The 26,047-nt window shown below is 57.5% G+C and carries 25 protein-coding genes; 18 read left to right on the top strand and 7 right to left on the bottom strand.

All coding sequences use genetic code 11. The annotated features are described in order from the left end of the window. Positions 1-137: 137 nt before the first annotated feature. Complete coding sequence (locus tag HKX44_RS00395; RefSeq protein WP_276149327.1) at positions 138-2,069, bottom strand: AsmA family protein; 1,932 nt, start codon at positions 2,067-2,069, stop codon at positions 138-140. A gap of 61 nt (positions 2,070-2,130) precedes the next feature. Here HKX44_RS00395 and rimO point away from each other — a divergent pair, with 61 nt between their 5' ends. The 4 genes from rimO (at position 2,131) to HKX44_RS00375 (ending at position 6,261) form a co-directional block, all read left to right on the top strand. Then, positions 2,131-3,501, top strand: a complete 1,371-nt coding sequence (rimO, locus tag HKX44_RS00390; protein WP_276149326.1) for a 30S ribosomal protein S12 methylthiotransferase RimO — start codon at positions 2,131-2,133, stop codon at positions 3,499-3,501. 69 nt (positions 3,502-3,570) lie between these two features. Beyond that, the gene (locus HKX44_RS00385; RefSeq protein WP_276149325.1) at positions 3,571-4,917 is read left to right on the top strand and encodes a hypothetical protein; all 1,347 of its coding nucleotides are present in this window, start codon (positions 3,571-3,573) and stop codon (positions 4,915-4,917) included. A 270-nt stretch (positions 4,918-5,187) separates the two neighbouring features. Further along, the gene (locus HKX44_RS00380; protein WP_276149324.1) at positions 5,188-5,544 is read left to right on the top strand and encodes a hypothetical protein; all 357 of its coding nucleotides are present in this window, start codon (positions 5,188-5,190) and stop codon (positions 5,542-5,544) included. A 93-nt stretch (positions 5,545-5,637) separates the two neighbouring features. Beyond that, positions 5,638-6,261, top strand: coding sequence for a hemolysin III family protein (locus HKX44_RS00375; RefSeq protein ID WP_276149323.1), 624 nt, complete (start codon positions 5,638-5,640; stop codon positions 6,259-6,261). A gap of 11 nt (positions 6,262-6,272) precedes the next feature. Here the strand turns inward: HKX44_RS00375 and HKX44_RS00370 are convergent, their stop codons facing one another. Both HKX44_RS00370 and HKX44_RS00365 read right to left on the bottom strand, forming a co-directional pair. After that, complete coding sequence (locus HKX44_RS00370; protein WP_276149322.1) at positions 6,273-6,650, bottom strand: YigZ family protein; 378 nt, start codon at positions 6,648-6,650, stop codon at positions 6,273-6,275. A 45-nt stretch (positions 6,651-6,695) separates the two neighbouring features. Next, positions 6,696-7,409: a M48 family metallopeptidase gene (locus HKX44_RS00365; protein ID WP_276149321.1), complete on the bottom strand. Its 714-nt coding sequence runs from the start codon at positions 7,407-7,409 to the stop codon at positions 6,696-6,698. 124 nt (positions 7,410-7,533) lie between these two features. Between HKX44_RS00365 and HKX44_RS00360 the strand changes: the two genes are divergently transcribed. The 12 genes from HKX44_RS00360 (at position 7,534) to HKX44_RS00305 (ending at position 17,482) form a co-directional block, all read left to right on the top strand. Beyond that, entirely contained in the window at positions 7,534-7,767 is a 234-nt protein-coding gene (locus tag HKX44_RS00360; RefSeq protein WP_276149320.1) for a hypothetical protein, read from the top strand. Between the two features lie 12 nt (positions 7,768-7,779). Beyond that, positions 7,780-8,655, top strand: coding sequence for a branched-chain amino acid aminotransferase (locus HKX44_RS00355; RefSeq protein WP_276149319.1), 876 nt, complete (start codon positions 7,780-7,782; stop codon positions 8,653-8,655). A 92-nt stretch (positions 8,656-8,747) separates the two neighbouring features. Continuing rightward, entirely contained in the window at positions 8,748-9,206 is a 459-nt protein-coding gene (locus HKX44_RS00350) for a universal stress protein (RefSeq protein WP_276149318.1), read from the top strand. Positions 9,207-9,306: 100 nt separating this feature from the next. After that, complete coding sequence (locus HKX44_RS00345) at positions 9,307-9,867, top strand: NifU family protein (RefSeq protein ID WP_276149317.1); 561 nt, start codon at positions 9,307-9,309, stop codon at positions 9,865-9,867. Positions 9,868-9,879: 12 nt separating this feature from the next. After that, positions 9,880-10,485 (top strand): tRNA (adenosine(37)-N6)-threonylcarbamoyltransferase complex dimerization subunit type 1 TsaB, encoded by a 606-nt coding sequence (tsaB, locus tag HKX44_RS00340; protein ID WP_276149316.1) that lies wholly within the window; start codon positions 9,880-9,882, stop codon positions 10,483-10,485. Beyond that, positions 10,482-10,928, top strand: a complete 447-nt coding sequence (locus tag HKX44_RS00335) for a GNAT family N-acetyltransferase (protein ID WP_276149315.1) — start codon at positions 10,482-10,484, stop codon at positions 10,926-10,928. Before tsaB ends, HKX44_RS00335 begins: the two co-directional genes overlap by 4 nt. Positions 10,929-11,029: 101 nt before the next feature. After that, on the top strand, positions 11,030-12,031 hold the full coding sequence (locus HKX44_RS00330) for a BMP family ABC transporter substrate-binding protein (protein WP_276149314.1): 1,002 nt from the start codon (positions 11,030-11,032) through the stop codon (positions 12,029-12,031). Beyond that, the gene (locus HKX44_RS00325; RefSeq protein WP_276149313.1) at positions 12,032-13,624 is read left to right on the top strand and encodes an ABC transporter ATP-binding protein; all 1,593 of its coding nucleotides are present in this window, start codon (positions 12,032-12,034) and stop codon (positions 13,622-13,624) included. A gap of 1 nt (position 13,625) precedes the next feature. Further along, complete coding sequence (locus tag HKX44_RS00320; RefSeq protein WP_276149312.1) at positions 13,626-14,741, top strand: ABC transporter permease; 1,116 nt, start codon at positions 13,626-13,628, stop codon at positions 14,739-14,741. Next, positions 14,741-15,709 (top strand): ABC transporter permease, encoded by a 969-nt coding sequence (locus HKX44_RS00315; RefSeq protein WP_276149311.1) that lies wholly within the window; start codon positions 14,741-14,743, stop codon positions 15,707-15,709. Before HKX44_RS00320 ends, HKX44_RS00315 begins: the two co-directional genes overlap by 1 nt. 100 nt (positions 15,710-15,809) lie before the next feature. Continuing rightward, positions 15,810-16,724 carry a sulfite exporter TauE/SafE family protein gene (locus tag HKX44_RS00310; protein ID WP_276149310.1) on the top strand — a complete coding sequence of 305 codons (915 nt, stop codon included), beginning with the start codon at positions 15,810-15,812 and terminating at the stop codon, positions 16,722-16,724. After that, complete coding sequence (locus HKX44_RS00305) at positions 16,724-17,482, top strand: TIGR02186 family protein (RefSeq protein WP_276149309.1); 759 nt, start codon at positions 16,724-16,726, stop codon at positions 17,480-17,482. The genes HKX44_RS00310 and HKX44_RS00305 overlap by 1 nt, the downstream gene beginning before the upstream one ends. A 13-nt stretch (positions 17,483-17,495) precedes the next feature. Here HKX44_RS00305 and HKX44_RS00300 read toward each other — a convergent pair whose 3' ends face one another. The 4 genes from HKX44_RS00300 to HKX44_RS00285 form a co-directional block, all read right to left on the bottom strand. Beyond that, on the bottom strand, positions 17,496-19,034 hold the full coding sequence (locus HKX44_RS00300) for an AAA family ATPase (protein WP_276149308.1): 1,539 nt from the start codon (positions 19,032-19,034) through the stop codon (positions 17,496-17,498). Between the two features lie 226 nt (positions 19,035-19,260). Continuing rightward, on the bottom strand, positions 19,261-19,980 hold the full coding sequence (locus HKX44_RS00295) for a LuxR family transcriptional regulator (RefSeq protein ID WP_276149307.1): 720 nt from the start codon (positions 19,978-19,980) through the stop codon (positions 19,261-19,263). A gap of 369 nt (positions 19,981-20,349) precedes the next feature. Then, positions 20,350-21,630, bottom strand: coding sequence for a crotonyl-CoA carboxylase/reductase (gene ccrA, locus HKX44_RS00290; protein ID WP_276149306.1), 1,281 nt, complete (start codon positions 21,628-21,630; stop codon positions 20,350-20,352). 144 nt (positions 21,631-21,774) lie between these two features. Further along, positions 21,775-23,142 carry a 1-acyl-sn-glycerol-3-phosphate acyltransferase gene (locus HKX44_RS00285; protein WP_276149305.1) on the bottom strand — a complete coding sequence of 456 codons (1,368 nt, stop codon included), beginning with the start codon at positions 23,140-23,142 and terminating at the stop codon, positions 21,775-21,777. 66 nt (positions 23,143-23,208) lie between these two features. On the opposite strand from HKX44_RS00285, the gene HKX44_RS00280 reads away from it, so the two are divergent. After that, on the top strand, positions 23,209-23,820 hold the full coding sequence (locus HKX44_RS00280) for a GNAT family N-acetyltransferase (RefSeq protein ID WP_276149304.1): 612 nt from the start codon (positions 23,209-23,211) through the stop codon (positions 23,818-23,820). 252 nt (positions 23,821-24,072) lie between these two features. Continuing rightward, on the top strand, positions 24,073-26,040 hold the full coding sequence (locus HKX44_RS00275; protein WP_276149303.1) for a protein meaA: 1,968 nt from the start codon (positions 24,073-24,075) through the stop codon (positions 26,038-26,040). The last annotated feature ends 7 nt before the right edge of the window (positions 26,041-26,047 follow it).

Here is a 26,047-nt window from a genome sequence, read left to right as displayed (position 1 = left end):
TTTCGGTGCAGGGGCGTGCCCTCTTCAATCAACTGTCCTTGCACATGATTGCAGAACACAACATACATCTTCCCGTTTTGGGCGACGCAAGATGAATGATGCTTGGGCCTAGGGTCTGTGAATAATCATCGCGTGCCCTAGTCGAAAATCTTGAACAGTTCCTTCTTCAGTTTGTCCTCAAGCTTGTCTTTCACCGCCTCCTCGACCGATTGGCCCTCTTGCCGCGTAAGCCCCAACTCGTCGTCCAGCTTCTGTTCCAGCTTTTGCTTGGCCTTGTCTTCGGCCCGCTTCACCTCTTCCCGGAAATTCAGATCAATCACGGCCTTCACATCAGCCGTGATTTTGGGATCACGCCAAGGACCGGCAATCCGTACCGGCACCGCAAGCCCACGTTCTTTGTTCACGCGCAGGGCTTTCGGCGTCACCGTATAATCCAGCGACTGCGCGCCCAAGTTCACCTTGCCCGCACCCGTCGCTTCGAAATTCGGCAACAGCATTTTGAGATTAGAGTTGCTCAACACCCCCTTGTCGATAGAGAAGGTCGCCGTAAGTGCATCAAACACCGTGGTCCCGCCTTTGACATCAAAGGAACCAAGCAGATCGTCCAGATCAATCCCTTCAATCGAACCGCGCCCGATATTGACTGCGCCCTTGCCTGACAGGGACCGCATGATCGCATCCACCGTCTGCCCGACCCCAAGGAAAGACACCTCTGCGTCCCCGCGCCCGCTGAACCGGGTCAACCCGGCAAGATCCGTCAGCAGCCCGCGCATTTCGACACCCGCCGCACGCAGCTTACCACCAACCGACAGGCCGTTGCGGTTGTTCATCACAAATTCGCCGGTGAACAGCCCGCCATAGGCCGCCACTTCGCGCAGTTCAAACACCATACGCGCGCGGTCATTGGTCAAAAGACTGCGGGTCCGGCCCAGTTTCAATGCGCCTAGGTCAATGCTGTCGGCATTCAGAGCAATCCCGCCGTTAAATGTGGCAAGGCCCGAGGCATCAATCGGCACGCGTGACCATCCGGTATCTGCCGCTCCACCATCTGCGTTTTCGCCGCCCGCCAATCCGGCAAGGTTCAGCGCCCCCGCTTGCAGTTGCGCGTTAATCTGCGGTTTGCCGTTCAATTCGATATCCGCCGCACCGCGCAGGGTATTTCCGCCAAGGTCCGCGACCAGGTCCCGCAGCGATAACCTGCGGTCCGGAGTCAGGGTGATATCCGCACGGGTATGCATGTTTTGGCCCAGTCCCTTGGGCAGGGAGACCGACCCTGCCCCCAAGGCAGCCAGAAATGCCCCCGTGTCCGTTGTCTTTAGGTCAAACGCGCCGGCAACAGCCCCCGCGATCGAGGCCCGCCCGTTGAGGGTCAGACCACCACCGTTGCTTGCCACGGAAAGATTGATTGGTTGTACCTGCCCATCCAGAAATCCGGCAAAACGATCAATCTTAGCGGCGATTTTCACTACCTGACCCGCGGGGCGCAAGGCGGCGTCGATCTGCGCAGCACCGCCTTGCTCTGGCCAATCCAACGTCAAATCAACGCCAGAATATGAGACAAGATCAGCCCCCTCCGCATCATAGATCAACGCCGCATCACGGATCACCAGACGTTCGATGGTCAGCGGCGTATTTCCAGCATCATCGGGTGCATTCTCGGCTGTGATCTCGGCTGCGCCGTCAGCATCTGTGAATATCCAGTTGGCCCGCCCATCCTTGCGGCTTTGCAGGCGGATCGTCGGACTGTTGGCTTCGACATTGGTGATCCTGATCTCACCGCGCAGCAAGGCAGCCGCGTCCACTCCGATGGCGGCCTGTGCCGTGGTGAACATCGCGCCTTCCTTGGCCCAATCGGCATTTCCAACTTCAAGCCCACCAGCACTAACCCCCAGCACGGGCCAGAATGTCATCGACACATCGCCGCTTACTGTCACCATGCGCCCTGTCAGCCGCGTCAACTGCTCTGATGCGATTCGCGCAATCCGGTCAGCAGGCAGCATCAGCACGCCCACCACCGCAATCACGGCGACAAGCACCACAATTCCGAAACCCCTAATGATCCATTTCATCGCTCACACCTCTTATACCTTGGGCTTTCCCAGCCGCTTTGCATCGACTATAGGCACATTCATGAGCACAAACCCACCCAATCTGCGCCCTGATCTGGCCCCCAAAGCCAAAATCAGCAATCCCTCCCGCCCCGGCCAGCCGACCATCGGCATGGTCTCCTTGGGCTGTCCCAAAGCATTGGTCGACAGTGAACGGATTTTGACACGCCTGCGCGCCGAAGGGTACGGCGTATCGCCCGACTATTCCGGCGCTGATGCGGTGATCGTAAACACCTGCGGGTTTCTGGATTCGGCCAAGGCGGAATCCCTTGATGCCATCGGCGAGGCGCTGACTGAAAACGGTCGGGTGATCGTCACCGGCTGTCTGGGTGCGGAACCGGATTACATCCGCGAACACCACCCCAAAATCCTTGCTGTGACCGGGCCGCACCAATACGAACAGGTGCTGGACGCGGTGCATGGTGCCGTACCGCCCAGCCCCGATCCCTTTATTGACCTGCTGCCCGCACAACAGGTGTCGCTGACCCCGCGCCATTATAGCTATCTGAAAATCTCGGAAGGCTGTAACCACAAGTGCAAGTTCTGCATCATTCCCGACATGCGTGGCCGGCTGCAATCGCGCCCCGCCCATGCGGTGATGCGCGAGGCCGAACGTCTGGTGGACAACGGCGTCAAGGAACTGCTGGTGATCTCGCAAGATACCTCTGCCTATGGCGTCGATATCAAACATGCCGAGGATCGCGGACATCGCGCCCATATCACCGACCTCGCACGTGATCTTGGTTCACTTGGCGCTTGGGTGCGGCTGCACTACGTCTACCCCTACCCGCATGTGCGCCAACTGATCCCGCTGATGGCAGAGGGCCTTGTGCTGCCCTATATGGACATCCCGTTCCAGCACGCGCACCCGGATGTGTTGAAGCGCATGGCCCGCCCTGCCGCGGCGGCGAAAACGCTGGATGAAATTGCGGCCTGGCGCGCCGTTTGCCCCGATCTGACCCTGCGCTCGACCTTTATCGTTGGGTATCCGGGTGAGACAGAGGCAGAATTCCAGACCCTGCTGGATTGGCTGGACGAAGCGCAGTTGGACCGTGTCGGGTGCTTTCAATACGAAAACGTCGAAGGCGCGCGCTCAAACGCCTTGCCCAATCATGTGGAGGCGGATGTGAAGCAGGACCGCTGGGACCGGTTTATGGCCAAAGCACAGGCGATTTCCGAGGCGAAGCTGGAGGCGAAGGTTGGTCGTCGGATTGATGTGATCGTGGACGAGATCGACGAGGACGCCGCGACGTGCAGGACCAAGGCGGATGCGCCGGAGATCGACGGAAACCTGTTCATCGATGAAGATTTTGCAGGGTTGTCGGTGGGCGATATCGTGACTGTCGAGGTGGAGGAAGCCGGCGAGTATGATTTGTGGGGGCGGATTGTTTGAGGAGGCACTCGCCTATTGCATGAAAACAGAAAACAATTCTATCTTGAGTTGTCCAACTTAGGAATAATCATGAATAGACCCGACTATCTTGCCCAAGGAGAAGAAGCACGACTCTTCCCGGTTCTATCAACCACCTCAAAAGAAGGCCGCACAGCATCGATCGTCTTGGCTTGTATGTCCCGTGTTGATGAGTTCGGTGCCAGATTACTTCAGTCGGTAGGGAAAAAGATCGGCAAAAGGTCCGAGCTTTCTACTTTTACAGAAGTTGTTTTCAAAGGCCAAAAAGATAAGCCTCGTGACCGACCCGATGGGTTGATAGTCGTAAAGAACGGCAGCTCCGAATGGCGTGCATTGGTTGAAGCCAAGATTGGTGGAGAGGTTCTTAAACCTGAGCAAATAGAGAAATACCGTGCGATTGCAAAAGATCAGAAGATTGATTGTGTAATTACGATCTCAAACCAATTTGCCACCACACCGTCTCACCATCCTTTAGAGGAAGTAACTAAGAGCAGATCAAAGATTCCGGTATTTCACTGGTCATGGATGTCAATGCTAACGACTGCTGACCTTCTAATTTCGAATGGCGAGATACTAGATGGAGATCAAGAAGTTATTCTCTATGAACTTTGCCGTTTTCTCACACATGAAAGCGCCGGAGTAAAAGGCTTCAATAAGATGCCGAAGGAATGGACCGATCTCAACAAGCTTGTTTCAGCGGGAGGAAAAATTCCCGCTAAGTCCGCAGAAGCCGAACAAGTTGTAAGAGCCTGGTTTCAAGAGACCAAAGACCTCTCTCTCATCCTTAGCAGGAAGACAGAAACGCTTGTCACCGAAAAACTTCCTACTAAGCACCGCAAAGACGGCCTTTCCAGATTGAAAGACGAATTTCAAAACCTCCGGGAAACAAACAGCCTTGAAGTAGTACTTGCGGTTCCGGATGCTGCAGCGCCTCTTTCAATACTCGCTGACCTAGGGCGTAGAACAGTTGAGGTTGGAATGTTGCTTAGAGCGCCAGAAGATAAGGTTTCAAACAAGGCACGGCTCAACTGGCTTCTTCGGCAAGTAAACTCTGATAAGATAGATGACATCTTTGTACGTCTAAACTGGCCGGGAAGGAGCGAAGAAACCGTTTTCCCGCTACACGAGTTGCTTGGCGACCCTGCAATTTGCGAGTTAGGGAAAGAAGGGCTTCAGGTCATTAGCTTCCATTTATTTATAGCTAAACGCTTAGGGACGAAATTTACCCAGCAAACTAATTTCATTTCAGAACTCGAAGCGGTAGTGCCTTGGTTTTATCAAGAGTTTGGACAAAATCTTGCGACCTGGGTTAAACCAGCACCAAAAATTGACAAGCATACAAATGACAATAACAAGATTGATTTAGCCCGCTTAGAGTCTGAACTAGACGACGATTGATGCACCCAGCACGGCACCAAGGCGTAGCTGCCGTGCTGCGTCAGACCGCTCCACCGATCTGACGCTTTTGCGCCCTAAGCGTGACCTCCAACGCATAGCCATTTCGCCGTACAGACAGTCGATGCACCACCCTGCGGCCCGCTGCACAGCGCATTTTGCGGATGTCGTGTGGGCGCGAAAGGCGGACAAACAGCGAACACTTGATTTGTTCCCTTTATGTTCTATACCTTAACCAATCGTTAAGACCAGCCGTTAAGAGAGGAGCATCCAATGTCCTTCCAACCCACATTCCCCGGTCTGTTCTCCCCTTCCCACGGGGCAACACCGGTCCAGCCTGACACGCCGCACCCCCTGCCGGCGACAGAGAAACAGCTGGCTTATGCAAAAACACTGGCCGCAAAGACCAAGCAACCGCTGCCTGAAAACCTCGACCGCGCCGCCCTGTCCAAATGGATCGACGCGCATAAAGCACCCGCGCCGCAAGGGCGGTTCTCGGATTATCCGTCCTCCAAACAGGTCGGATTTGCCGAACGCATTGCGCGGCTGAAGCGTAGCGAGGTGCCGCCGGAGTGTTTTCGGGATCGCACCCTGATGTCGCGCTGGATCGACAGCAACAAACCACGCTGACGGCCAGATAGGTCCGGGTTTCGATTAAAAATTGCCACAGTATCAGCACCCTGGCGCCATAAAACCTTTACAGCGCGGTGCTAGCCCTATGGTATGGCGTATCCTTATTCAAAATACGAGACGCTCGCAGATGGGGCGGTACATGCAGCGGGGCTGCTGTTGGCCATACCCGCCAGCACGATTTTGATGGGATATGCGGCAGAGAAATCACAGACCGCCCTCACGGCAACCGCTCTTTATGTTGCCTGCCTGATCCTCGCTTTCGGGGCCTCGGCGCTTTATCACATGTGCCCGCTTGACCGCATTCGTCCGATATTGCACCGGATTGATCACGCGGCGATTTACCTCAAGATTGCAGGTTCTTACACGCCGATTGTTGTCGTGATCGGGTCCAGTTTTGCATACGGCATTCTGGGTCTGGTCTGGGCGCTGGCGGTGTTGGGGGCCTTTGCGAAACTGTCTTTCTGGCGCACCGATGCCAAAGGCTCGCTTGCGCTTTACCTTTTGATGGGCTGGCTGTCGGCCCTGTTGATCTGGCCCATGTGGCAACAGCTGGACGGGGCGGTTGTGGCGCTGGTGGTGATTGGCGGGTTGACATATTCTGCCGGCACACGGGTCTATGCCCATCCCGGTATGCCCTATCAGAACGCGATCTGGCACAGCTTTGTATTGGTCGCATCGACCTGCTTGTTTGGTGCCATTACCCTAAGCCTCTGAGGCGCTTCCCCCTATTTCACGGCTTTCATGTGAGGCGCATCCAGATAGGCGCTGACGCAGGTTTGGACGTGGCGAAACCGGTCACCGCCCAGATGTTTGCCGCCGTACCACCGGGTTACAATGATGACATGCCCCTCCAAGCCTTCGCGCTCCAGCATCCGCAGGATGACCATGCCGGCACCAGATTCACCATCATCCCCTTTAAGCGGCACACCATCCGGCAGCAAAACACCCCAGGTATTATGTGTCGCTTTGGCATAGGATTTATCCCGTTTGAGGGCTTTCAACACGCTGTCGACCTCGCCACGATCCACAACCGCAGCTCCTGACACGGCGTATTTTGAGCCGCGGTCGGTCAAGATGTTCCCCTGTTTGATCAGCTGCGCCATCAGGTCAGCCCTGTGATATAGGACATCCGCCCGCACCCCAATTTATCAAAGGCCTGCAACCGTCCGGCGCACCACGTCAATGCGCGAAGCATTCGGCGGGTGTGTCCCAAGAAACTTGTCGCCGGGATCGGGAATGCGGGTAAAGAATTGCGCCCCGCGCAGCGGATCATATCCGGCGCGTTTGGTGATGATGGTGCCCAGCGCATCCGCCTCAAGTTCAAAGTCTTTTGAATAGCTGCGCGCACCCACCTGAGCCCCCAGCTTCTGCGCGCTGCGCACCGCTTCGGCACCACCGCCCGACAGGGTGGCAAGCCCGGCAAAAATCACAGCACCGGCAACGGCGTTTTGTTGCTGGCGCGCAATATGTCCACCGATGTGATGCGCGGCTTCATGCCCCAGAACAAAGGCCAACTCGTCTTCGTTGCGGGCATCCGCAATCAGCGCCATTGTAAAGGCAACCACAGGGCGTCCGTTTTTATCCAGTGTTTGAAAGGCGTTGGCCGGTTGCCCGGGCCGATCGTCCACAACGATGTTGAAATCGCAATTCACCCCGGAGGTGCGGGCGCGGCACTCGCGTTCGGCGACAGGTTCAAGTGTTTGCACAACCCGGACAAAGCTGCGGGCTGCTTGATTTGGGGACATCGCGGGCGCGCCGGACGGCGCGGGCACAGGGGTCGTCGGGGACTGTCCGACAGGGGCCACATCACAGGCCGCAAGCGATCCTGCGGCAATCACGGCCCATAGGGTCTGTTTGATCATTTTGATGTCCTTTTCCTGTCCGGCCGTTCTGTATAGTAGCATGGCAAAAGCAAGCGACCAGCCCGAAGATATATCTTTGCAAAGCAACCTTGCAATGGCCCGCCGAAAAGCACAGTTTCACAGAATGTTTACCATTGAACACGAATTTGACGCCTCAGTGATCACACTTGTCGACGAGGGCACGACGGCCCTGCGTGAAGATGTGGTCGTGCAGGCTTTTGCAGCGCAGATCACTTTCGAACAATGGGATCCGCGCACGGACACCGTGTCCCGGATCACCCTCTCCCCAGAACAATTGCGCGACCTGACGGCGGCCTTGAACCTGCCCGAAGGCATCTATCGCAGCGCACCCGACTAATAAGGAAACTCCATGGCCACTGGCATCAACATCAAAACTTACTACGACGGTGCTTGGCACGATGGCGACCGCATGGTGATCAATGCCGCCGATCATGGGGCATGGCTGGGCACAACCGTTTTTGACGGGGCGCGGCTTTTTGACGGGCTGTCCCCTGATCTTGAGAAACACTGCGCACGGGTGAACCGGTCTGCCGAAGCGCTGATGATCACCCCAACGGTCAGCACTGATGACATGGTCGCAATGGTGCGGGACGGGTTGGCCAGCTATGCCCGCAACCAACCGGTTTACATCCGTCCGATGTATTGGGCACTGGCGGGGGATGAACTGGGTATTGTGCCGCGCGCAGATGCCACCGGGTTCGCCATTTCACTAGAGGAAATTCCGATGGCCCCGCCCGAGGCGGCAACCACCCTGACCCGCACGCGCTTTCGCCGTCCGGTGCTGGAGGACAATGTGGTCAATGCCAAGGCGGGCTGCCTTTATCCCAACAACGCCCGCATGATGGCCGAAGCGCGATCCAAAGGCTTTGGCAATGCGCTGGTCGCTGATGCGGTTGGCAATGTCGCTGAAACCGCTTCGGCAAATGTGTTCATGGTCAAGGACGGCGAAGTGTTTACACCGGTGCCAAACGGCACGTTTCTGGCCGGCATCACCCGTGAACGCCATATGATCAACATGAAGGCTGACGGCATCAAGGTGCATGAAGCGGTCCTGTCGTTCGACGATTTCCATGCCGCGGACGAGGTGTTCCTCTCCGGTAACATGATGAAAGTCACGCCAGTCGCGGCCTTCGAGGATACCAAGTACGAAACCGGCGCAAATGCCAACCCTGTCACACGGCGGGTGCGAGAAATGTATTGGGACTGGGCGGCCTCTGAGCGGTAACGCCAGAGCATCCGCAACAACCGCGCCAGACCCAGTTAAACATTGCGCGCCGCCCGTACAGTCGCCATGATCGGCGTCCAAGGAGAAAGACAATGCGTAAGTTCCTCGTTGTGCTGGATGACAGCACCGAATGCCTGAATGCCATGCGCTTTGCCGCACTCAGGGCCAACCATACCGGCGGCGGCGTCGAGGTTCTGTCGGTCATTCCACCGGACGAGTTCAATCACTGGATCGGTGTCGGTGACATCATGCGCGAAGAAGCCCGCGAACGTATCGAGGTGCATTTTGAAGTTTTCGCCAAATGGATGCGCGACAAACAGGGTGTTGATCCGGAACTGGTGATCCGCGAAGGCGAACCGGTCGATCAGATCATCGCCCAAATCGCCGAAGACCCGGAAATCGGGGTTTTGGTGCTGGGGGCGTCCTCGGATAAGAAGCAAGGGCCCGGCCCCTTGGTGACCCAGCTCAGCCGGTCCGCAGGTACCCTGCCAGTGCCGATCACCATCGTGCCCGGCGACCTCAGCAAGGAACGGCTTGAGGCCATTACCTGAGGTCTGGACCTGTCACCTCAAGCAGTTTAGAATGATTCCAAGACTTGAAAAAGCGCGGTCTGACCCGCATATCAGTCTCAGACATCAAAGGACGCCCAGCATGTTTATCCAAACCGAATCGACGCCAAACCCTGCCACTCTCAAGTTTCTGCCCGGCCAGGCCGTGCTGGACATGGGCACGGCTGATTTTCCGACACCGGACACGGCGGGCGGCTCGCCGCTGGCGCTGCGTCTGTTTGCGGTCGACGGGGTGACGGGCGTATTTTTCGGTACCGATTTTGTGACCGTGACCAAAGCCGAATCGATTGAATGGGATCACATCAAGCCCGCCCTGTTGGGGGCGATTATGGAGCATTACCAATCCGGTCAGCCAGTAATGGGCGCGGATCACCAAGCGTCATCCGGCCATGCTGAGCATACCGGTGATGATGGAGAGATTGTCGGCCAGATCAAAGAGCTGCTCGACAGCCGGGTGCGTCCCGCCGTGGCGCAGGATGGCGGCGATATCACGTTCCATGGCTTCGAACGCGGCGTGGTCTACCTGCACATGCAGGGCGCTTGTGCCGGTTGCCCCTCGTCCACTTTGACGCTGAAGATGGGCATTGAAAACCTGCTGCGCCACTACATCCCCGAAGTAACCGAAGTGCGGCCCGTCGCCTAAAGTCTTTGTGCGATGTCCCCTTTGATCCTTGCATTTGACACCTCGGCTGCGCATTGCGCGGCCGCTGTGCTGTGCGGCGACACGGTATTGCAAAGCGCAACAGAACCGATGGCAAAAGGACAGGCAGAACGGCTTCTTGGCCTGTGTCAGGACCTTCTGGCGCAGGCTGGCGCAGAACTGGGCGACCTAAGCGCGATCGGTGTTGGCATCGGGCCCGGCAACTTCACGGGTATCCGCATTTCTGTCTCCGCGGCGCGCGGTCTGGCGCTGGGGTTGGGCATCAAGGCCGTTGGCGTCAGCGCCTTTGACGCCTTGCAACTGGGCGCAAGCGGTCCTTGCGCCTGCACAGTGGATGGCCGGCGCGATCAGGTCTTTTTCAAATCATACGGCCAGACCGAAGCAAGCGCCCCCGGACTGCATGATCTGACTGCCCTACCGCCGTTTTCGGGCCCTTTGATTGGCCACGCAGGCCAAGCGCCAGCCTATCCCGTGGCCGAAGCCATCGCGCGGATCACAGCAGCGCGTTTCACCACGGAAACCGCGCGCCCTGCGCCGCTCTATCTGCGCCCTGCCGATGCTGCGCCAGCCCGTGACAAAGCACCGGCAATTCTGACGTGACCCCGCAACAGCTGGCGGCGCTGCACCAATCGGCCTTTACCGCAGAGCGACCATGGTCCGCGGCAGAATTTGAGGCGCTTTTGGACGGCCCTCATGTGGGCCTTTTTACGGCGGCCCATGGTTTTGCCCTTACCCGCACAGTGGCGGGCGAATCCGAATTGTTGACCCTTGCAGTGGACCCTGCCCATCAACGGCAGGGGATCGGACGCGCCCTGACCCACGACTGGCTGAGTGCAATTACCCCTTATGCGGACACAGCATTCCTTGAGGTCGCTCAGGATAATTCTGCCGCCAATGCGCTGTATCTCTCGCTTGGATTCGCCGAAATTGGCCGTCGCCCTGCCTATTACAAGCGCAATAACGCAGCATCTGCTGACGCAATTGTCCTGCGCCGCAGCCTAACTCTGACGGATTCCACGCTGTCCCAACCAGAAAGCGGTTGACCCTCCCCCCCCGCTGCGCCCTAAATTGTCCTGATCGTTTGATCTCGGGCAAGGGGCCACAGCTGGCACCGCCCCAACATTGAAAAACTGGGAGACATAAAATGACCCTTATGACCAAATTCATGGGTGCTGCTGCCGCAATGGCGCTGAGCGCCGGTGCCGCACTGGCCGAACCCGCATTGATCTTTGACCTTGGCGGCAAGTTCGACAAATCTTTCAACGAAGCCGCGTTTAATGGTGCCACACGTTGGGCAGAAGAAACCGGCGGTACTTTCCGTGAGATCGAAATGCAGTCCGAAGCACAGCGCGAGCAAGCGTTGCGCCGTTTTGCCGAAACCGGTGCCAACCCGATCATCACAATGGGTTTCGGCATGGCCGACCCCCTGTCCGCTGTTGCACCGGATTACCCCGATACAAAGTTCGCGGTGATCGACGTAAGCTGGCTTGATTTCCCCAACGTCCGTCAGGTGGCCTTTGCCGAGCATGAAGGATCTTACCTTGTTGGCATGATGGCCGCGATGGCCTCCAAAAGCGGAACCGTGGGCTTTGTCGGTGGCATGGATGTGCCGCTGATCCGTCACTTTGGCTGCGGCTTTGCCCAAGGCGTAAAAGCTGCAAACCCCGACGCCAAAGTTATTGCCAACATGACAGGCACCACACCTGCCGCTTGGAATGACCCGGTAAAGGGGTCTGAAATCACCAAGGCCCAGATCAGCCAAGGCGCGGATGTTGTCTATGCGGCGGCGGGGGGCACAGGTGTTGGTGTTCTGCAAACAGCAGCAGACGAAGGTATCCTTTCCATCGGGGTGGACAGTAATCAGAACCACCTGCACCCGGGCAAAGTTCTGACATCAATGCTGAAACGCGTTGATGTTGCGGTTTATGAAGCGATGAAGGCGGGCGAAGACCTTGAGACCGGCCTTGTTGTCACAATGGGCCTTGCCGAGGAAGGTGTTGGCGTTGCCATGGATGACAACAATGCCGCTCTGGTCACCGACGAAATGGAAACCGCTGTAAACGCTGCACGCGACGATATCATCGCCGGCAAAGTCAACGTAGTGTCCTACTACGAGAACGACAGCTGCCCAGCGCTGGACTTCTAAGTGAGCGACGAGACAACAGTGAAGCGGCAGGCAATTGCCGCTTCCACCTCCCCCGCGATCGAGCTGAAAGGCATCTCCAAGGCTTTCGGTCCGGTTCAGGCCAACAAGGATATTTCGATCCGCGTGATGCCCGGCACGATCCACGGGATCATCGGGGAAAACGGCGCGGGCAAATCAACGCTGATGTCGATCCTTTATGGCTTTTACAAAGCAGACAAAGGCGAAGTTTGGATCAACGGGTCCAAAACCGAAATCCCCGACAGTCAGGCGGCCATTGCCGCGGGCATCGGGATGGTGTTCCAGCACTTTAAACTGGTCGAAAATTTCACGGTGCTTGAGAATATCATTCTGGGTGCCGAAGACGGGCGGTTGTTAAAACCGTCGCTGGCCAAGGCCCGGCGCACGCTGGTGGAACTGGCCAATGATTACGGGCTGAATGTCGATCCGGACGCATTGATCCAAGACATCGGCGTGGGTATGCAGCAACGCGTTGAAATCCTCAAGGCGCTGTACCGACAGGCCGATATCCTGATTCTGGATGAACCGACCGGCGTGCTAACCCCAGCCGAGGCTGACCAGCTGTTTCGGATTCTCGACCGACTGAAATCCGAAGGTAAGACGATCATCCTGATCACCCATAAGCTGCGCGAAATCATGGAAACCACAGATACGGTTTCGGTGATGCGACGCGGTGAAATGACCGCAACGGTTAAGACCGCCGAGACCTCTCCGGCAGAGCTGGCCGAGCTTATGGTGGGCCGCAAGGTATTGTTGCGGGTGGATAAGAAGCCGGCGACGCTTGGCGAGGTGGTGCTTGATATCAAGGGCCTCAAGGTGGTTGACGACAAAGGCGTGGAACGTTTGCGTGGCATTGACCTGCAAGTGCGCGCCGGCGAAGTGCTGGGCATTGCGGGCGTTGCTGGCAACGGCCAGTCCGAACTGCTTGAGGTGCTTGGCGGGTATGCGGACGGCACCGGTGAAGTGCGCTTGAATGGTGCCCCACTTGACCTGACGGGGCGTCTGTCAGACGGACAGTCCCGCCGCAACCGGGGCATCGCCCATGTGCCCGAGGACCGTCAGCGCGAGGGGCTGATCATGGAATATCAGGCCTGGGAAAATACCGCCTTTGGCTATCACCATGATTCAGAGTATCGCGCCGGTTTGCTGATGAACAACGCCGCGATCCGCGAAGATACTGCCGAAAAGATGGAACGTTTCGACGTGCGTCCGCCAAACCCGAAACTGGCGGCCAAGAACTTTTCCGGCGGCAACCAGCAGAAAATCGTGCTGGCGCGAGAGATCGAGCGAAACCCGGACCTGTTGCTGATCGGCCAGCCGACGCGCGGCGTCGACATCGGCGCAATTGAATTCATTCACCAACAAATCGTCGCCCTGCGCGATCAGGGCAAAGCGATCCTGCTGGTCTCAGTCGAGCTGGAAGAAATTCTGGCGCTGAGCGACCGGATTGCCGTGATGTTTGACGGTCAGGTCATGGGCGAACGCCAGCCGGATCAGACGGATGAGAAAGAACTGGGCCTGCTTATGGCAGGGATCACCGATACAGGCGCGGCAACTGCCGCCAAGGGGACATAGCATGGATGTGATGCCAAAATGGGCCGAAGTTGTCCTTGTGCCGCTGATCTCGCTTTTGCTGGCCGGGATTATCTCGGCCTTGGTTGTCCTGGCGATTGGCGAAGATCCGGTCGCCGCGGCCAAGCTGATGGTGTCAGGCGCGCTCGGCTCGACCTACGGCTGGGGCTATACGCTCTATTACGCCACGAACTTTATGTTTACCGGGCTGGCCGTTGCCATCGCCTTTCATGCACGGCTGTTTAATATTGGTGGTGAAGGTCAGGCAATGTTGGGCGGTTTGGGCGTGGCGCTTGCCTGTCTTTACATTCCATGGCCGCATTGGTCCTTGGCCTTGGTCGGGGCGGCGGTGATGGCGGGGCTGTTTGGCGCGATTTGGGCCGCGATCCCTGCATGGCTGCAAGCAAAACGCGGCAGTCACATTGTGATCACGACAATCATGTTCAACTTTATTGCCGCCGCATTGCTGAACTATACGCTGGTCAACATGTTGCGCCCCAAGGGCAGCATGGATCCGGCGACGGCGCGGTTCTCCGAAGCAACCAACCTGCCCACGCTACATGATCTGCTGTCGCCTCTGGGCATCGCGTTTTCCAAGGCTGCCCCTGCGAATATATCGCTTCTGGTCGCAATCGCTGCCTGTTTCGGCCTGTGGCTGCTGATCTGGCGCACTCGGCTGGGGTATGAGATCCGCGCCTATGGCTATTCGGAATCCGCAGCCAAATACGCGGGCATCTCACCGGTGAAAATCACCATGGTTGCGATGATCATTTCCGGCGCTCTGGCCGGGTTGATGGCGATCAACAATGTTATGGGCGAAGCTGAACGTCTGGTTCTGAACTCGACCGAGGGGGCCGGTTTTATCGGCATCGCGGTCGCCTTAATGGGGCGGTCCCATCCGCTGGGCGTGTTCATCGCGGCGATCCTGTTCGGGTTCCTATATCAGGGCGGTGCCGAACTGGCCCTGTGGACCTCGATTCCACGTGAATTGATCGTGGTCATTCAGGCCCTGGTCATCCTGTTTACTGGTGCGCTGGACAATATGGTGCGTATGCCACTTGAAAAGCTGTTCCTTGCCCGCAGACGGGCGCGGGTTGCCAAAGAAGGGGCGGCAAACTGATGGATTATCTCACACTTATCCAGTTGCTCGATTCCACCCTGCGCCTTGCGACGCCTTTGCTGCTTGCCTGTCTTGCAGGACTGTTCAGTGAACGCGCAGGCATTTTTGACATCGGACTTGAGGGCAAGATGCTGGCAGCGGCATTCTTCTCCGCCGCGGTGGCCTCACTGACTGGGAATGTCTGGGTGGGTCTGCTGGCGGGCATCGGCGCTTCGCTTGCCCTATCCGCCCTGCACGGCGTTGCCTCGATCACCTTTCGCGGCAACCAGTTGATCTCCGGTGTGGCGATTAACTTTCTAGCGGCTGGGATGACGGTTCTCATCGCGCAAAGCTGGTTCAAACAAGGCGGGCGCACACCCTCTCTGATGGGCGGCGCGCGGTTTGAGGGGATCACCCTGCCCGGTGCCGAGGCCCTTGCTGATGTGCCCTTCATTGGACCTCTCTATGCTGAGCTGATTTCGGGTCATTCGATCCTTGTTTATATGGCCTTGGCCGCGGTGCCTCTGACATGGTGGCTGCTTTATCGGACCCGCTTTGGCCTGCGGCTGCGGGCCGTCGGCGAGAACCCGGCTTCCGTGGATACGGCTGGGGTTTCCGTCGTCGGGTTGCGCTATGCGGCGGTGGCGATTTGCGGCGTTCTCTGCGGCATCGCTGGTGCTTACCTTAGCACCGCCTTGCAGGCCGGCTTTGTCAAAGACATGTCAGCGGGGCGCGGATTTATCGCGCTGGCGGCACTGATTTTCGCCAAATGGCGGCCTTGGTACGCGCTTTGGGCGACGCTGTTGTTCGGTCTGTTCGGCGCGCTTGAGACCCGCCCCGATGTGATCGAATCAGTGATCGGCATGAAGGTCCAGTCTCAGTTTTTGGGGGCTTTGCCCTATATAATGACAGTGGTTATTCTTGCCGGTTTTGTCGGCAAGGCCATCCCGCCCAGAGCGGGGGGGGAGCCCTATGTAAAAGAACGCTAGGCTGGCCGCCATAAGGCCAGTTTACCAGACCCGTTGGTCCGCCATCACGCCTAGCGGCAAGGACCGTTGATTTGATGCAACCATCGCGCTAAGGGACTTTATGCAAATCTACCTTCCTATCGCCGAAGTATCGGTCAATGCCTTCCTACTGCTGGGCCTTGGTGGGCTGGTGGGCGTCCTTTCGGGCATGTTCGGGGTTGGGGGCGGCTTTCTGATGACGCCGCTGTTGTTCTTTATCGGCATCCCGCCTGCCGTTGCCGTTGCCACCGAAGCCAACCAGATTGTCGCCTCTTCGTTCTCTGGCGTGTTGGCGCATTTCAAACGAAAGACGGTGGACCTCAGGATGGGCACCGTGTTGCTGATCGGTGGTCTGGCCGGTGCGGCCTTGGGTGTTCTGGTCTTTAACTATCTCAAGGCGCAGGGTCAGGTCGATCTGCTGGTCAAGCTTTGTTATGTGGTCTTTCTGGGTATCATCGGCGGGCTGATGTTTCTGGAATCGCTGAATGCGATCCGCAACACCAAAAAGGGCAAAGCCCCGCCGCGCAAGAAACACAACTGGATTCACGGGCTGCCGTTCAAGATGCGCTTTCGGGTGTCCGGTCTGTATATCTCTGTCATACCGCCGCTGCTGGTAGGTGTTGCCGTCGGCATTTTGGCCGCCATCATGGGTGTTGGCGGTGGTTTCATTATGGTGCCGGCGATGATCTATCTGTTGGGGATGCCAACCAAAGTGGTTGTTGGTACCTCGCTGTTCCAGATCATTTTCGTGACCGCCTTTACCACCATGTTGCACGCGACCACCAACTTTACCGTTGATATTGTTCTGGCGGTTCTTTTGCTGGTCGGCGGCGTAATCGGGGCGCAAATCGGCGCGCGGATTGGCGTTAAGATGAAAGCGGAACAACTGCGCATTCTGCTGGCGATGATGGTGCTGGGTGTCTGTGGCAAGCTGGCATTAGACTTGCTGCTGCAACCTGGAGAACTTTATTCACTTGGCGCGGCGGGGGGCCACTGATGCGCGCCCTCCTATTTGCCTTTGTCCTGCTCTTTGCCCTGCCCTTGCGGGCCGAAGAAATCGTGCTGGGCCTAAGCAGTGATCAAGTGTCGATCGACACAAATTTCGACGGGTCTGAAATTCTGATCTTCGGGGCCGTCAAACGTGATGCGCCGACACCTGACGAACCACGCTTGCAAGTGATCGTGACCGTCGCCGGCCCCTCCGAACCCGTAACAGTGCGGCGCAAGGAGAAACGGTTTGGCATCTGGGTCAACGTGGACGCTGTTGAGGTTGATCAGGCCCCCAGTTTCTATGCAGTGTCCACAAGCACCGTTCTGGGCCTGTCGCTAAGCGAAACCGAAGACCAGCGCCATGGTGTCTCTATCCCGCGCGCAGTCCGCTCGGTTGGGGCTCCGATGAACATCACCGACAGCGAAAGTTTTTCGCAGGCGCTGATCCGTATCAAATCGGCCTCCAACCAGTACCAGTTGAACGAAGGCACCGTCAGCGTCGACGAACAGACCCTGTTTCGCACCGCGATCAAATTACCTGCGGCCCTGACCGAAGGCGATTATAAAACACGGATATTCCTGACCCGTGGCGGCGATGTCGTGGCGAAATACGAGACCAGCATTTTTGTGCGTAAGGTTGGCATGGAACGCTGGTTGTTCCGCTTGTCCCGCGAAAATGCGTTTCTCTACGGGCTGATGTCACTGGCGATTGCCATTGCCGCCGGCTGGGGCGCTTCTGCGGTCTTTACCGCCTTCCGCCGCTGATCCTGCCCTCTTGCTAGAGAAACTGTTCTGGCTCGGGCGCATCCAGCGTCAACGGCGCTGCCGGCACCGCTTTCAAATCATCCACCACCAAGGGCCCGCTCGGCTTGGACAAACGGTTACGTACCACCCAGATCAGACGCTCCTGCGCCCGGGTGATAGCGACATAGGCCAGTCGCTTCCACAGGGGCTGTCCCGCCTCTACCCGGCCCATACGGGCTGCGGCATATAGATCGGGGGCAAAGACCTGCACAGTTTCCCACTGACTGCCCTGCGCCTTGTGGATGGTTACAGCCGCACCATGCAAAAACGTCGCCCCCATGCGGGCGGCAAAAGGGATAAAGGGCTCTTCCTCATCCGGCTTTTCGATTTTCACAATCGAGGCGGCACTGACCTGCGGATCTTCAGCCCCCATCACATGCAGGCGGCTGAACCCGGGCTTGCGCCCATCACCCAACCAGATCACCTGTGCGCCCTTGATCAACCCGCGCGCTTCAAGGTCGAGCCGTTTCTTGCGGTGTTTCAATGGCAATTCGATCCCGTCGCAAATCAGCGGCTCGCCCGCCAACAACGCGTCCTCGGGCGCACCATGTACGGCGCGAAAGGCGTTAATCAACCGAATGCGCGTGGCATTGCGCCAAACCAGCACCGGCGAGCGCGCCATCAGATCCACTTCGACCCGCTGGCCCCAGACAACACGGTCGTCCTTTTTGGCCGCCTCCTCGATCATCCGTTCAAATTGCTCGAAGCCCAGATCAGGATCAGCCAGCGCATGGGCCAGATCAAGGATCGGGTTGCCTGCATCCTGACGGAAAATACGGTTCAGGTTCATCACCCGTTTTTCAGGCAGTTTTTCGAACACCATTGTGCCCGATTGGTTCACCGGTGCCAGCTGCGCCGGATCCCCGAACAACAGCAAGGTTGGGAAAATTTCCTTGAGGTCTTCGAACTGCTTATCGTCCAGCATAGAGGATTCATCTATGAACCCGATGTCCAGAGGCTCCTCGCGCCGCTTCCAGCCCGTGATAAAATCTGACCCGCGCAGTCCGGCCGCCGCCAGAGCGCCGGGGATGGATTTGTTGTTTGCATAAAACGCGGCTGCGCGATCCAGTGAAATCTCGGTCAGCCCGTCAATTTCCGGACGTTCGCCATTGCCCGCCAGCCATTCCGCGATACGTTCGTATTCTGGATCATAGACCGGCGTGTAGAGAATGCGGTGGATCGTTGTAGCCGGCACGCCACGCAGGCGCAGCACAGAGGCCGCTTTGTTGGTTGGGGCAAGGATCGCCAATGTGCGTTTGTCTTTACGCTTTTTGCTTTCGTAGTCACCTGAAATCACCTCGACGCCGGCGGCCTCAAGTGCTTTGTAAAGCTCAGCCAGCAGCAAGGTTTTGCCCGATCCCGCTTTGCCAGTCACCGCCATCACCTGATCCGCGCCCCCGGCAGGCGGCATCAGCAGGCTGTCGTCAAGATCAATGCCCGCGCCACGCAGCATCTCTGCAACAGCGTCAAAAGCGGCGGCCTGATCGTCGGAATAGGTGAGTGCAGAAGTCATGCCCCCTGTCTACGCAAGGCAGGTCGGCGGGACCAGCAGGATTGCAGCATTTCAGCCGTTTTTCCGAGCGTCTAAAGCGTCCCGCCTTTAACCCGAGCCATCATATATCGCGTTTCGCGTTCGACCAAAGGAAGAGGCCGCGAAAGCAATGCATGTTTAAGGCGCGACGCTCTGGGTGCCGCGCATCTGGCTGAGCCATATCGCAACAGCCCCGCAAGCACCTGCGTTACACAACAATCAATCCCTGACTCAAGGCGCGGGCAACAGCATGTGTGGTGTTCAACGCCCCCAGTTTGAAACGGGCACTTTCGATGTAGACGCGCAAGGTATGTTCGGAAATCGACAGCGATGCGGCAACCTGCGCGCGGCTGTATCCGATGGCCAGCAAGGTCATCGCATCCACTTCGCGCGGGCTAAGCGGCTGGGCAATCTCGCGGGTACGCTCGGGCTCCAGCTCAAGCGCTTTTTCGTTCAGGAAATGGGCAATCAGGATCAGGTCGCGCCGATATTCACGGGCAAAGGCCGCCCAGCTGTCATCGTCACAACTGTGGTTCACTGTAAACAGTGCAAATTGCCCGCTCGGGCCGCGCACGGGGATGGAATACCCCTGATTGCCCAAACCATATTCCAATGTCTCAAGTTGAAAGGCACGCGCCGCTTTAGAGGACCAATCCAACTGCTTCCAATCCACAGGCTGGAACCGTTGGAAACAACCGATGACAACAGGATCAATGCGCAGGTAGTTCTGCTCAAGATAGCGTTGCAACCATGCGCGCGGATAGGTGCCGCAGCCAAATTGATCCCCAGCGGAATCAACCCAAGTATAGGCAATGTGATCCACAGCAAACCTGCACTTCAGCGCCTCCGCCGCGGCCTGAAGGCCGGCCAGCGTGTCAGCCTGCTCCAAACTCTCCAGTATGAACTCCAGTTGCAGTGTCTTGCCCATGCGCGTGCGCCTGCGTCCTCTCTTCAAGCGATGCGATTTCGGCCAAGGCAATCAGCGCGGTGTCGTCCAATTGTTCCGCCAGAGCGGTTAGATCAACCGAAAGCGCGAAGGTCTTCAAATCTGCCAATACGTCCAAAATCCAGTCGCTTCGCATAGGTAGACTCCCCCATAAACGGTTAACAGGCCATTAACACAACCCTAACATGTGCTTGTAAGTGGGTGATACTCACCGGTTTCCACTCCCCACAAATAGGGAGGTCCGGTTTCTCAACCCCTTGTTCTACTTACCCTAGGGGCAAGAACACAAAAGCCCGCGAAGCACCAGAGTGATTCGCGGGCCAGCGTTTCCAGATCTGAAACAGTCAGCTATCAGCCGCGGGCGTCCAACGCGTCTTCCAAAGTGCGCAGGCCAGTTTTTGGCGACTGGACCAGAACGGACATGTTGCCGGGCTTGTGCTCGTTGCGCAGCATTTTCATATGCGCTTCGGGCAGGTCGTTCCAAGTGAACACCTCAGACATGCAAGGATCAAGACGACGCTCGAGCATCAGCTTGTTGGCCGAGGCCGCCTGCTTGAGGTGAGCAAAGTGGCTGCCCTGCAAACGCTTCTGGTGCATCCACATGTAGCGCACGTCGAAAGTCAGGTTAAACCCGGAGGTGCCCGCACAGATCACAACCATGCCGCCCTTTTTCACCACAAAGGTGGAAACAGGGAAGGTCGCTTCGCCGGGGTGTTCGAACACCATATCGACGTTCACACCTTTGCCGGTGATGTCCCAGATGGCCTTACCGAACTTGCGGGCCTCTTTGAACCATTCGGCATATTCTGGTGTGTTCACCTTGGGCAACTGGCCCCAGCAGTTGAAGTCTTTGCGGTTCAAAACGCCCTTGGCACCCAGATCCATCACAAAGTCACGTTTGCTTTCATCCGAGATTACACCAATGGCGTTTGCCCCTGCGGTGTTGATCAGCTGGATCGCATAAGACCCCAGACCGCCCGACGCACCCCAAACCAGAACATTCTGGCCCGGCTTCAGGTCGTGCGGCTCGTGGCCGAACAACATGCGGTAGGCCGTGGCAAGCGTCAGCGTGTAGCAGGCCGCCTCTTCCCAGGTCAGGTGCTTGGGGCGAGGCATAAGCTGCTGCGCCTGGACATTGGTAAACTGGGCGAAAGAACCGTCCGGCGTTTCATAGCCCCAGATGCGCTGGGAGGGTGAATACATCGGATCGCCGCCGTTACATTCCTCGTCGTCGCCATCATCCTGGTTGCAGTGGATAACAACCTCGTCACCGACTTTCCAACGCTTGACCTTGTCACCAACCGCCCAAACGATCCCCGAGGCATCAGAGCCGGCAATGTGAAACGGCTGTTTGTGGCCATCAAACGGGCTGATCGGCTCACCCAGTGATGCCCAGACACCATTATAGTTCACACCAGCCGCCATAACGAGAACCAGCACGTCGTGGCTGTCCAGCTCTGGCACATCTACAACCTCTTGCAGCATTGCCGTATTGGGTTCCCCGTGACGCTCGCGACGGATGGTCCAAGCATACATCTGTTTCGGGACATGACCCATTGGGGGCATTTCACCAACCTCATAGAGGTCCTTTTCAGGTGCGTCATACTGCGCAACGTTTGAATCGAGTGCCATGGGCGGCCTCCTATGGGAAAAACAACTGAATTGCCGCGATGCAGAATCGCGCCGTGTCCATTTGGAATATGAGCGGACACGCAATAATGCAACACCAGAACTGGCTTTTTTGTAACTTTATGACCCCGCAGTCGCAGAAATTCTTTATGCGCCCGCAGCATCACCTTCGAAAAAATGAGCAATCGAGTTGGCATAAAAGGTCAGCACCGCCTCTTTACCCGCGACGACATACCAGTACCCATTCCGCTGCTCGATCAGGCCACGCTTGGCCACCCCCTCAATGGCCCGCGAAACCTCTAGCGCACGGTCCGGCACATCCAGCCCCCGGTTGCCCTCGGGCACGATGTCAAACAAGGCCGCCGCCTGCCCTCGCAGTCCAGCATCCTCTATGCCGTCCTGCTTCAGCAGAACATGACAGACCGCTGGCACCGCAAGAACCGGCATCACACCGGCGATCTGGTCCATCAATTCCGCCGACAGGGTCTCCACCTGCACCGTGGACCCAGCCGCACGCAACGACAGGGGGGTGCCAAAGGCCACAACCGCCCGACCAAAACGGGTTTCCTGAAAGGTCAGCCGCTGCCAGAGCTTGCGCAGGACAAACCGCACCACAACCGAGATACGTGCGCCAAACCGCCGGTCGCCGCGTTCATGGGCGGCGATCAACACAACGTCCTCCAGCACCCGGTCATAGTTGATGGCCACCGGCACAAAAACCACATCGCGCGCACCCTGCGGATCGAACCCTTCCACCAGATAGGACATTAACCCCATCTTAGGCGGCTGAAGTTTGCCGGTCAGGCTCAGCCCGCCCTCAGGATAAAACGCCTGATTTACACCGCCCTCTGTTGCCATCTGCACATAACGCGCCAGCACCTTGCGATAAAGCGCCCCGCGCGAACGGCGGCGGATAAAGTAGGCACCCAGCGATTTGATCAACCAGCTGAGTGGCCAGACACGGGCCCATTCCCCCACCGCATAGGACAACGCAGAGTCACGCGCCGCCAAATAGGTCACCAACACGTAATCCATATTGCTGCGGTGGTTCATGACAAAAACCACCGTGGCATCCTTGGGAATGCTGCTGAATATGCGATCATTCGTTTCGGACCGTTCGATCCGGTAGACAAAATTCGCAAGGAGGCGGGCCAACCTGATGGCAAAGCTGAAATAGGCAAAGGCCGAAAAGCTTGGCACGATCTCGCGCGCGTAATCACGTGCTTTTTCAAAGGCGACATTTTCAGGCACGCCGTTCTGCCGGGCGTAATTAACAATCTCGCGGGTGACCTCTGGATCATAGATCAAGCGCTGGATCATGTCATAACGCCGCGCCAGTTTGAACGGCTCAATCGGGCGTTTCAGCCGTTTATTAAGCCGTTTCACCGCTTTTTCCAGCCGCCGCCGAAAGAACCAGCGCACAGAGGGCAACAAAAAATGGCTTAGGGCTGTGACCGCTGCAAAAAGCATGATCAGTACAAAAAGCCAAAGCGGGAGTTGCACGGTTTGCGTCATAGGCGCACCCTTGCAGGGTCAGGAGACAAGGACAATATGTGAAGTGCCACACAGGGGATACCGTAAATGAAATTCACAATCACCAAAGGGTTTTCAGACCCTGAGCGCAGAGAGATTGCCGCCCTGTATTGGGATGCCTTCGCCCAAAAGCTGCACTACGTTCTGGGGCCGCAGACCAAAGCCGTGTCCTTCATCGCGGCACATCTGAACCCACAGTTTGCCCTTGTGGCACGGGGGCCGGAGAACACGATCCTTGGGGTGGCTGGCTTTAAGACACGGCAAGGGGCGCTGATCGATGGTTCCTTGCGCGACATTGCGAAAACCTACGGCTGGCTTGCCGCTTGCTGGCGTGCCCCGCTTCTGGCGATGGTTGAACGGGAACTGGCCGAGGGTGTTCTGCTGATGGATGGCATATGCGTGGCGGCGCAGGCCCGCGGTATGGGCCTTGGCACGGCGCTGTTGAATGCGATCAAACAAGAGGCTGCATCCCAAGGGCTGACCTCGGTGCGGCTGGATGTGATCAGTACCAATCCCCGCGCGCATGCGCTTTATCAACGCGAAGGGTTCAAAGATATCGGGCAGGAAGCCCTTGGCCCCTTCAAATATGTCTTTGGCTTTGAAAGCAGCACCAAGATGCTTTGCCCTGTCACGCCGGACACCGCCGCCCCCACCCTCTGAAGGCCGGATGAAGCCCGGCCCTAGCCCCTGCACCGTATCCAAGCCATAGAGCCAGCGCGGGCGCAGACCGCTTGCATTTTTCCAAGGTGAATCATTTCGCCTTATGCTGGCAGCGGAATGCCGGCCCCTTTGATTTGCCGGCGTCAAACTCCCCATAAAATGCCGCAACGCAGCGAATTGACATTGGCACAAAGTGTCGCGTACACAGAAATTCACGCAAGATTATTGCCCACACATTTCAGGGAGCCCCCCATGTCCGAGCAAACCAAAGACCGTCCATGGCTGATCCGTACCTATGCAGGTCACTCCACCGCCGAGGCGTCGAATGCGCTGTATCGGTCCAATCTTGCCAAAGGACAAACCGGCCTGTCGGTCGCGTTCGATTTGCCCACGCAAACCGGATACGACAGTGACCATATCCTGTCGCGCGGCGAAGTCGGAAAGGTTGGCGTACCGGTCAGCCATCTGGGCGACATGCGCATGTTGTTCCGCGATATCCCGCTGGAGCAGATGAACACATCCATGACCATCAATGCGACGGCACCTTGGTTATTGTCGCTCTATATCGCCGTCGCCGAGGAACAGGGCGCAGATATTACCGCCCTGAACGGTACCGTTCAGAACGACCTGATCAAGGAATACCTATCGCGCGGCACCTACATCTGCCCGCCTGCCCCGTCGCTCAAAATGATCGCGGATGTGGCCGAATACTGCTATACGAACGTGCCGAAATGGAACCCGATGAACGTGTGTTCCTATCACCTGCAAGAGGCAGGCGCGACGCCGGAACAGGAGCTGGCTTTTGCCTTGGCCACAGCCACAGCTGTGTTGGATCAATTGCGCCCCCGCGTGGATGAAAAGGACTTTCCAGCGCTGGTCGGGCGTATTTCATTCTTTGTAAATGCCGGTATCCGTTTCGTTACCGAAATGTGCAAAATGCGTGCCTTTGTCGATCTGTGGGATGAAATCTGTCTTGAACGTTACGGCGTACAGGATTCGAAATACCGGCGTTTCCGCTATGGGGTGCAGGTCAACTCGCTGGGCCTGACCGAACAACAACCCGAAAATAACGTTTACCGTATTTTGATTGAAATGCTGGCCGTAACATTGTCCAAAAAAGCCCGTGCGCGCGCGGTGCAATTGCCCGCATGGAACGAGGCCCTTGGCCTGCCACGCCCATGGGATCAGCAATGGTCAATGCGGATGCAGCAAATCCTGGCGTATGAAACCGATCTGCTTGAATTCGACGACCTGTTCGAAGGTAACCCCGCAGTCGACAAAAAAGTCGAGGAATTGAAAGAAGGCGCGCGTGCCGAATTGGCGCTGCTTGACGGCATGGGCGGCGCAATCGACGCGATCGACTATATGAAAGGGCGCCTCGTCGAGAGTAATTCCGATCGGCTGGGCCGAATTGAGGCGGGCGAAACCGTGGTTGTCGGTGTGAATAAATGGCAGCAGGGAGAACCCTCCCCGTTGATGACCGGCGACGGCGGCATCATGGTTGTCGATCCGGCGGTCGAGGCCGAGCAAATTGGCCGACTGAATGCATGGCGCGCTGAGCGCAACGAAGGCGAGGTCAATGCCGCGCTGAAAGACTTGCGTGCCGCCGCAGCGGAAGGGCGCAATGTGATGCCCGCCTCCATCGCGGCTGCAAAAGCCGGTGTGACGACAGGCGAATGGGCAGCGCAGATGCGGGCCGTTCACGGCGAATACCGCGGGCCGACGGGTGTCGCGAAAGGGCAGTCAAACAAGACCGAAGGCCTTGATGATTTGCGCGACGCCGTGAATGCCGTCAGTGATAAACTGGGCCGGCGGTTGAAATTCCTTGTTGGTAAACCCGGTCTTGACGGCCATTCTAACGGTGCCGAACAGATTGCAGTACGGGCCCGCGATTGTGGCATGGATATCGCTTATGAGGGGATCAGGCTGACGCCATCCGAGATCATTGCCGCCGCCCGCGAAGGCGCAGCCCATGTTGTAGGCCTTTCGATCCTGTCAGGATCGCATATCCCACTGGTCGAAGACTTGATGAACGAAATGAGATCCGCCGGGCTGAGCCATATCCCGGTTATTGTCGGAGGGATCATTCCGGATGACGATGCCGCACGGCTTAAATCAATGGGTGTCGCGCGGGTCTATACGCCCAAGGATTTCGAACTGAATGTCATTATGCAGGATATCATCGTTCTGGCCGACCCCGAGGCCGTCGCAGCCGAGTAAAAACTGA

Origin of the sequence: Sulfitobacter sp. M05, assembly GCF_029285175.1 — a bacterium.
Lineage (GTDB): Bacteria > Pseudomonadota > Alphaproteobacteria > Rhodobacterales > Rhodobacteraceae > Sulfitobacter.
This window is presented reverse-complemented; position numbering and strand designations above follow the sequence as displayed.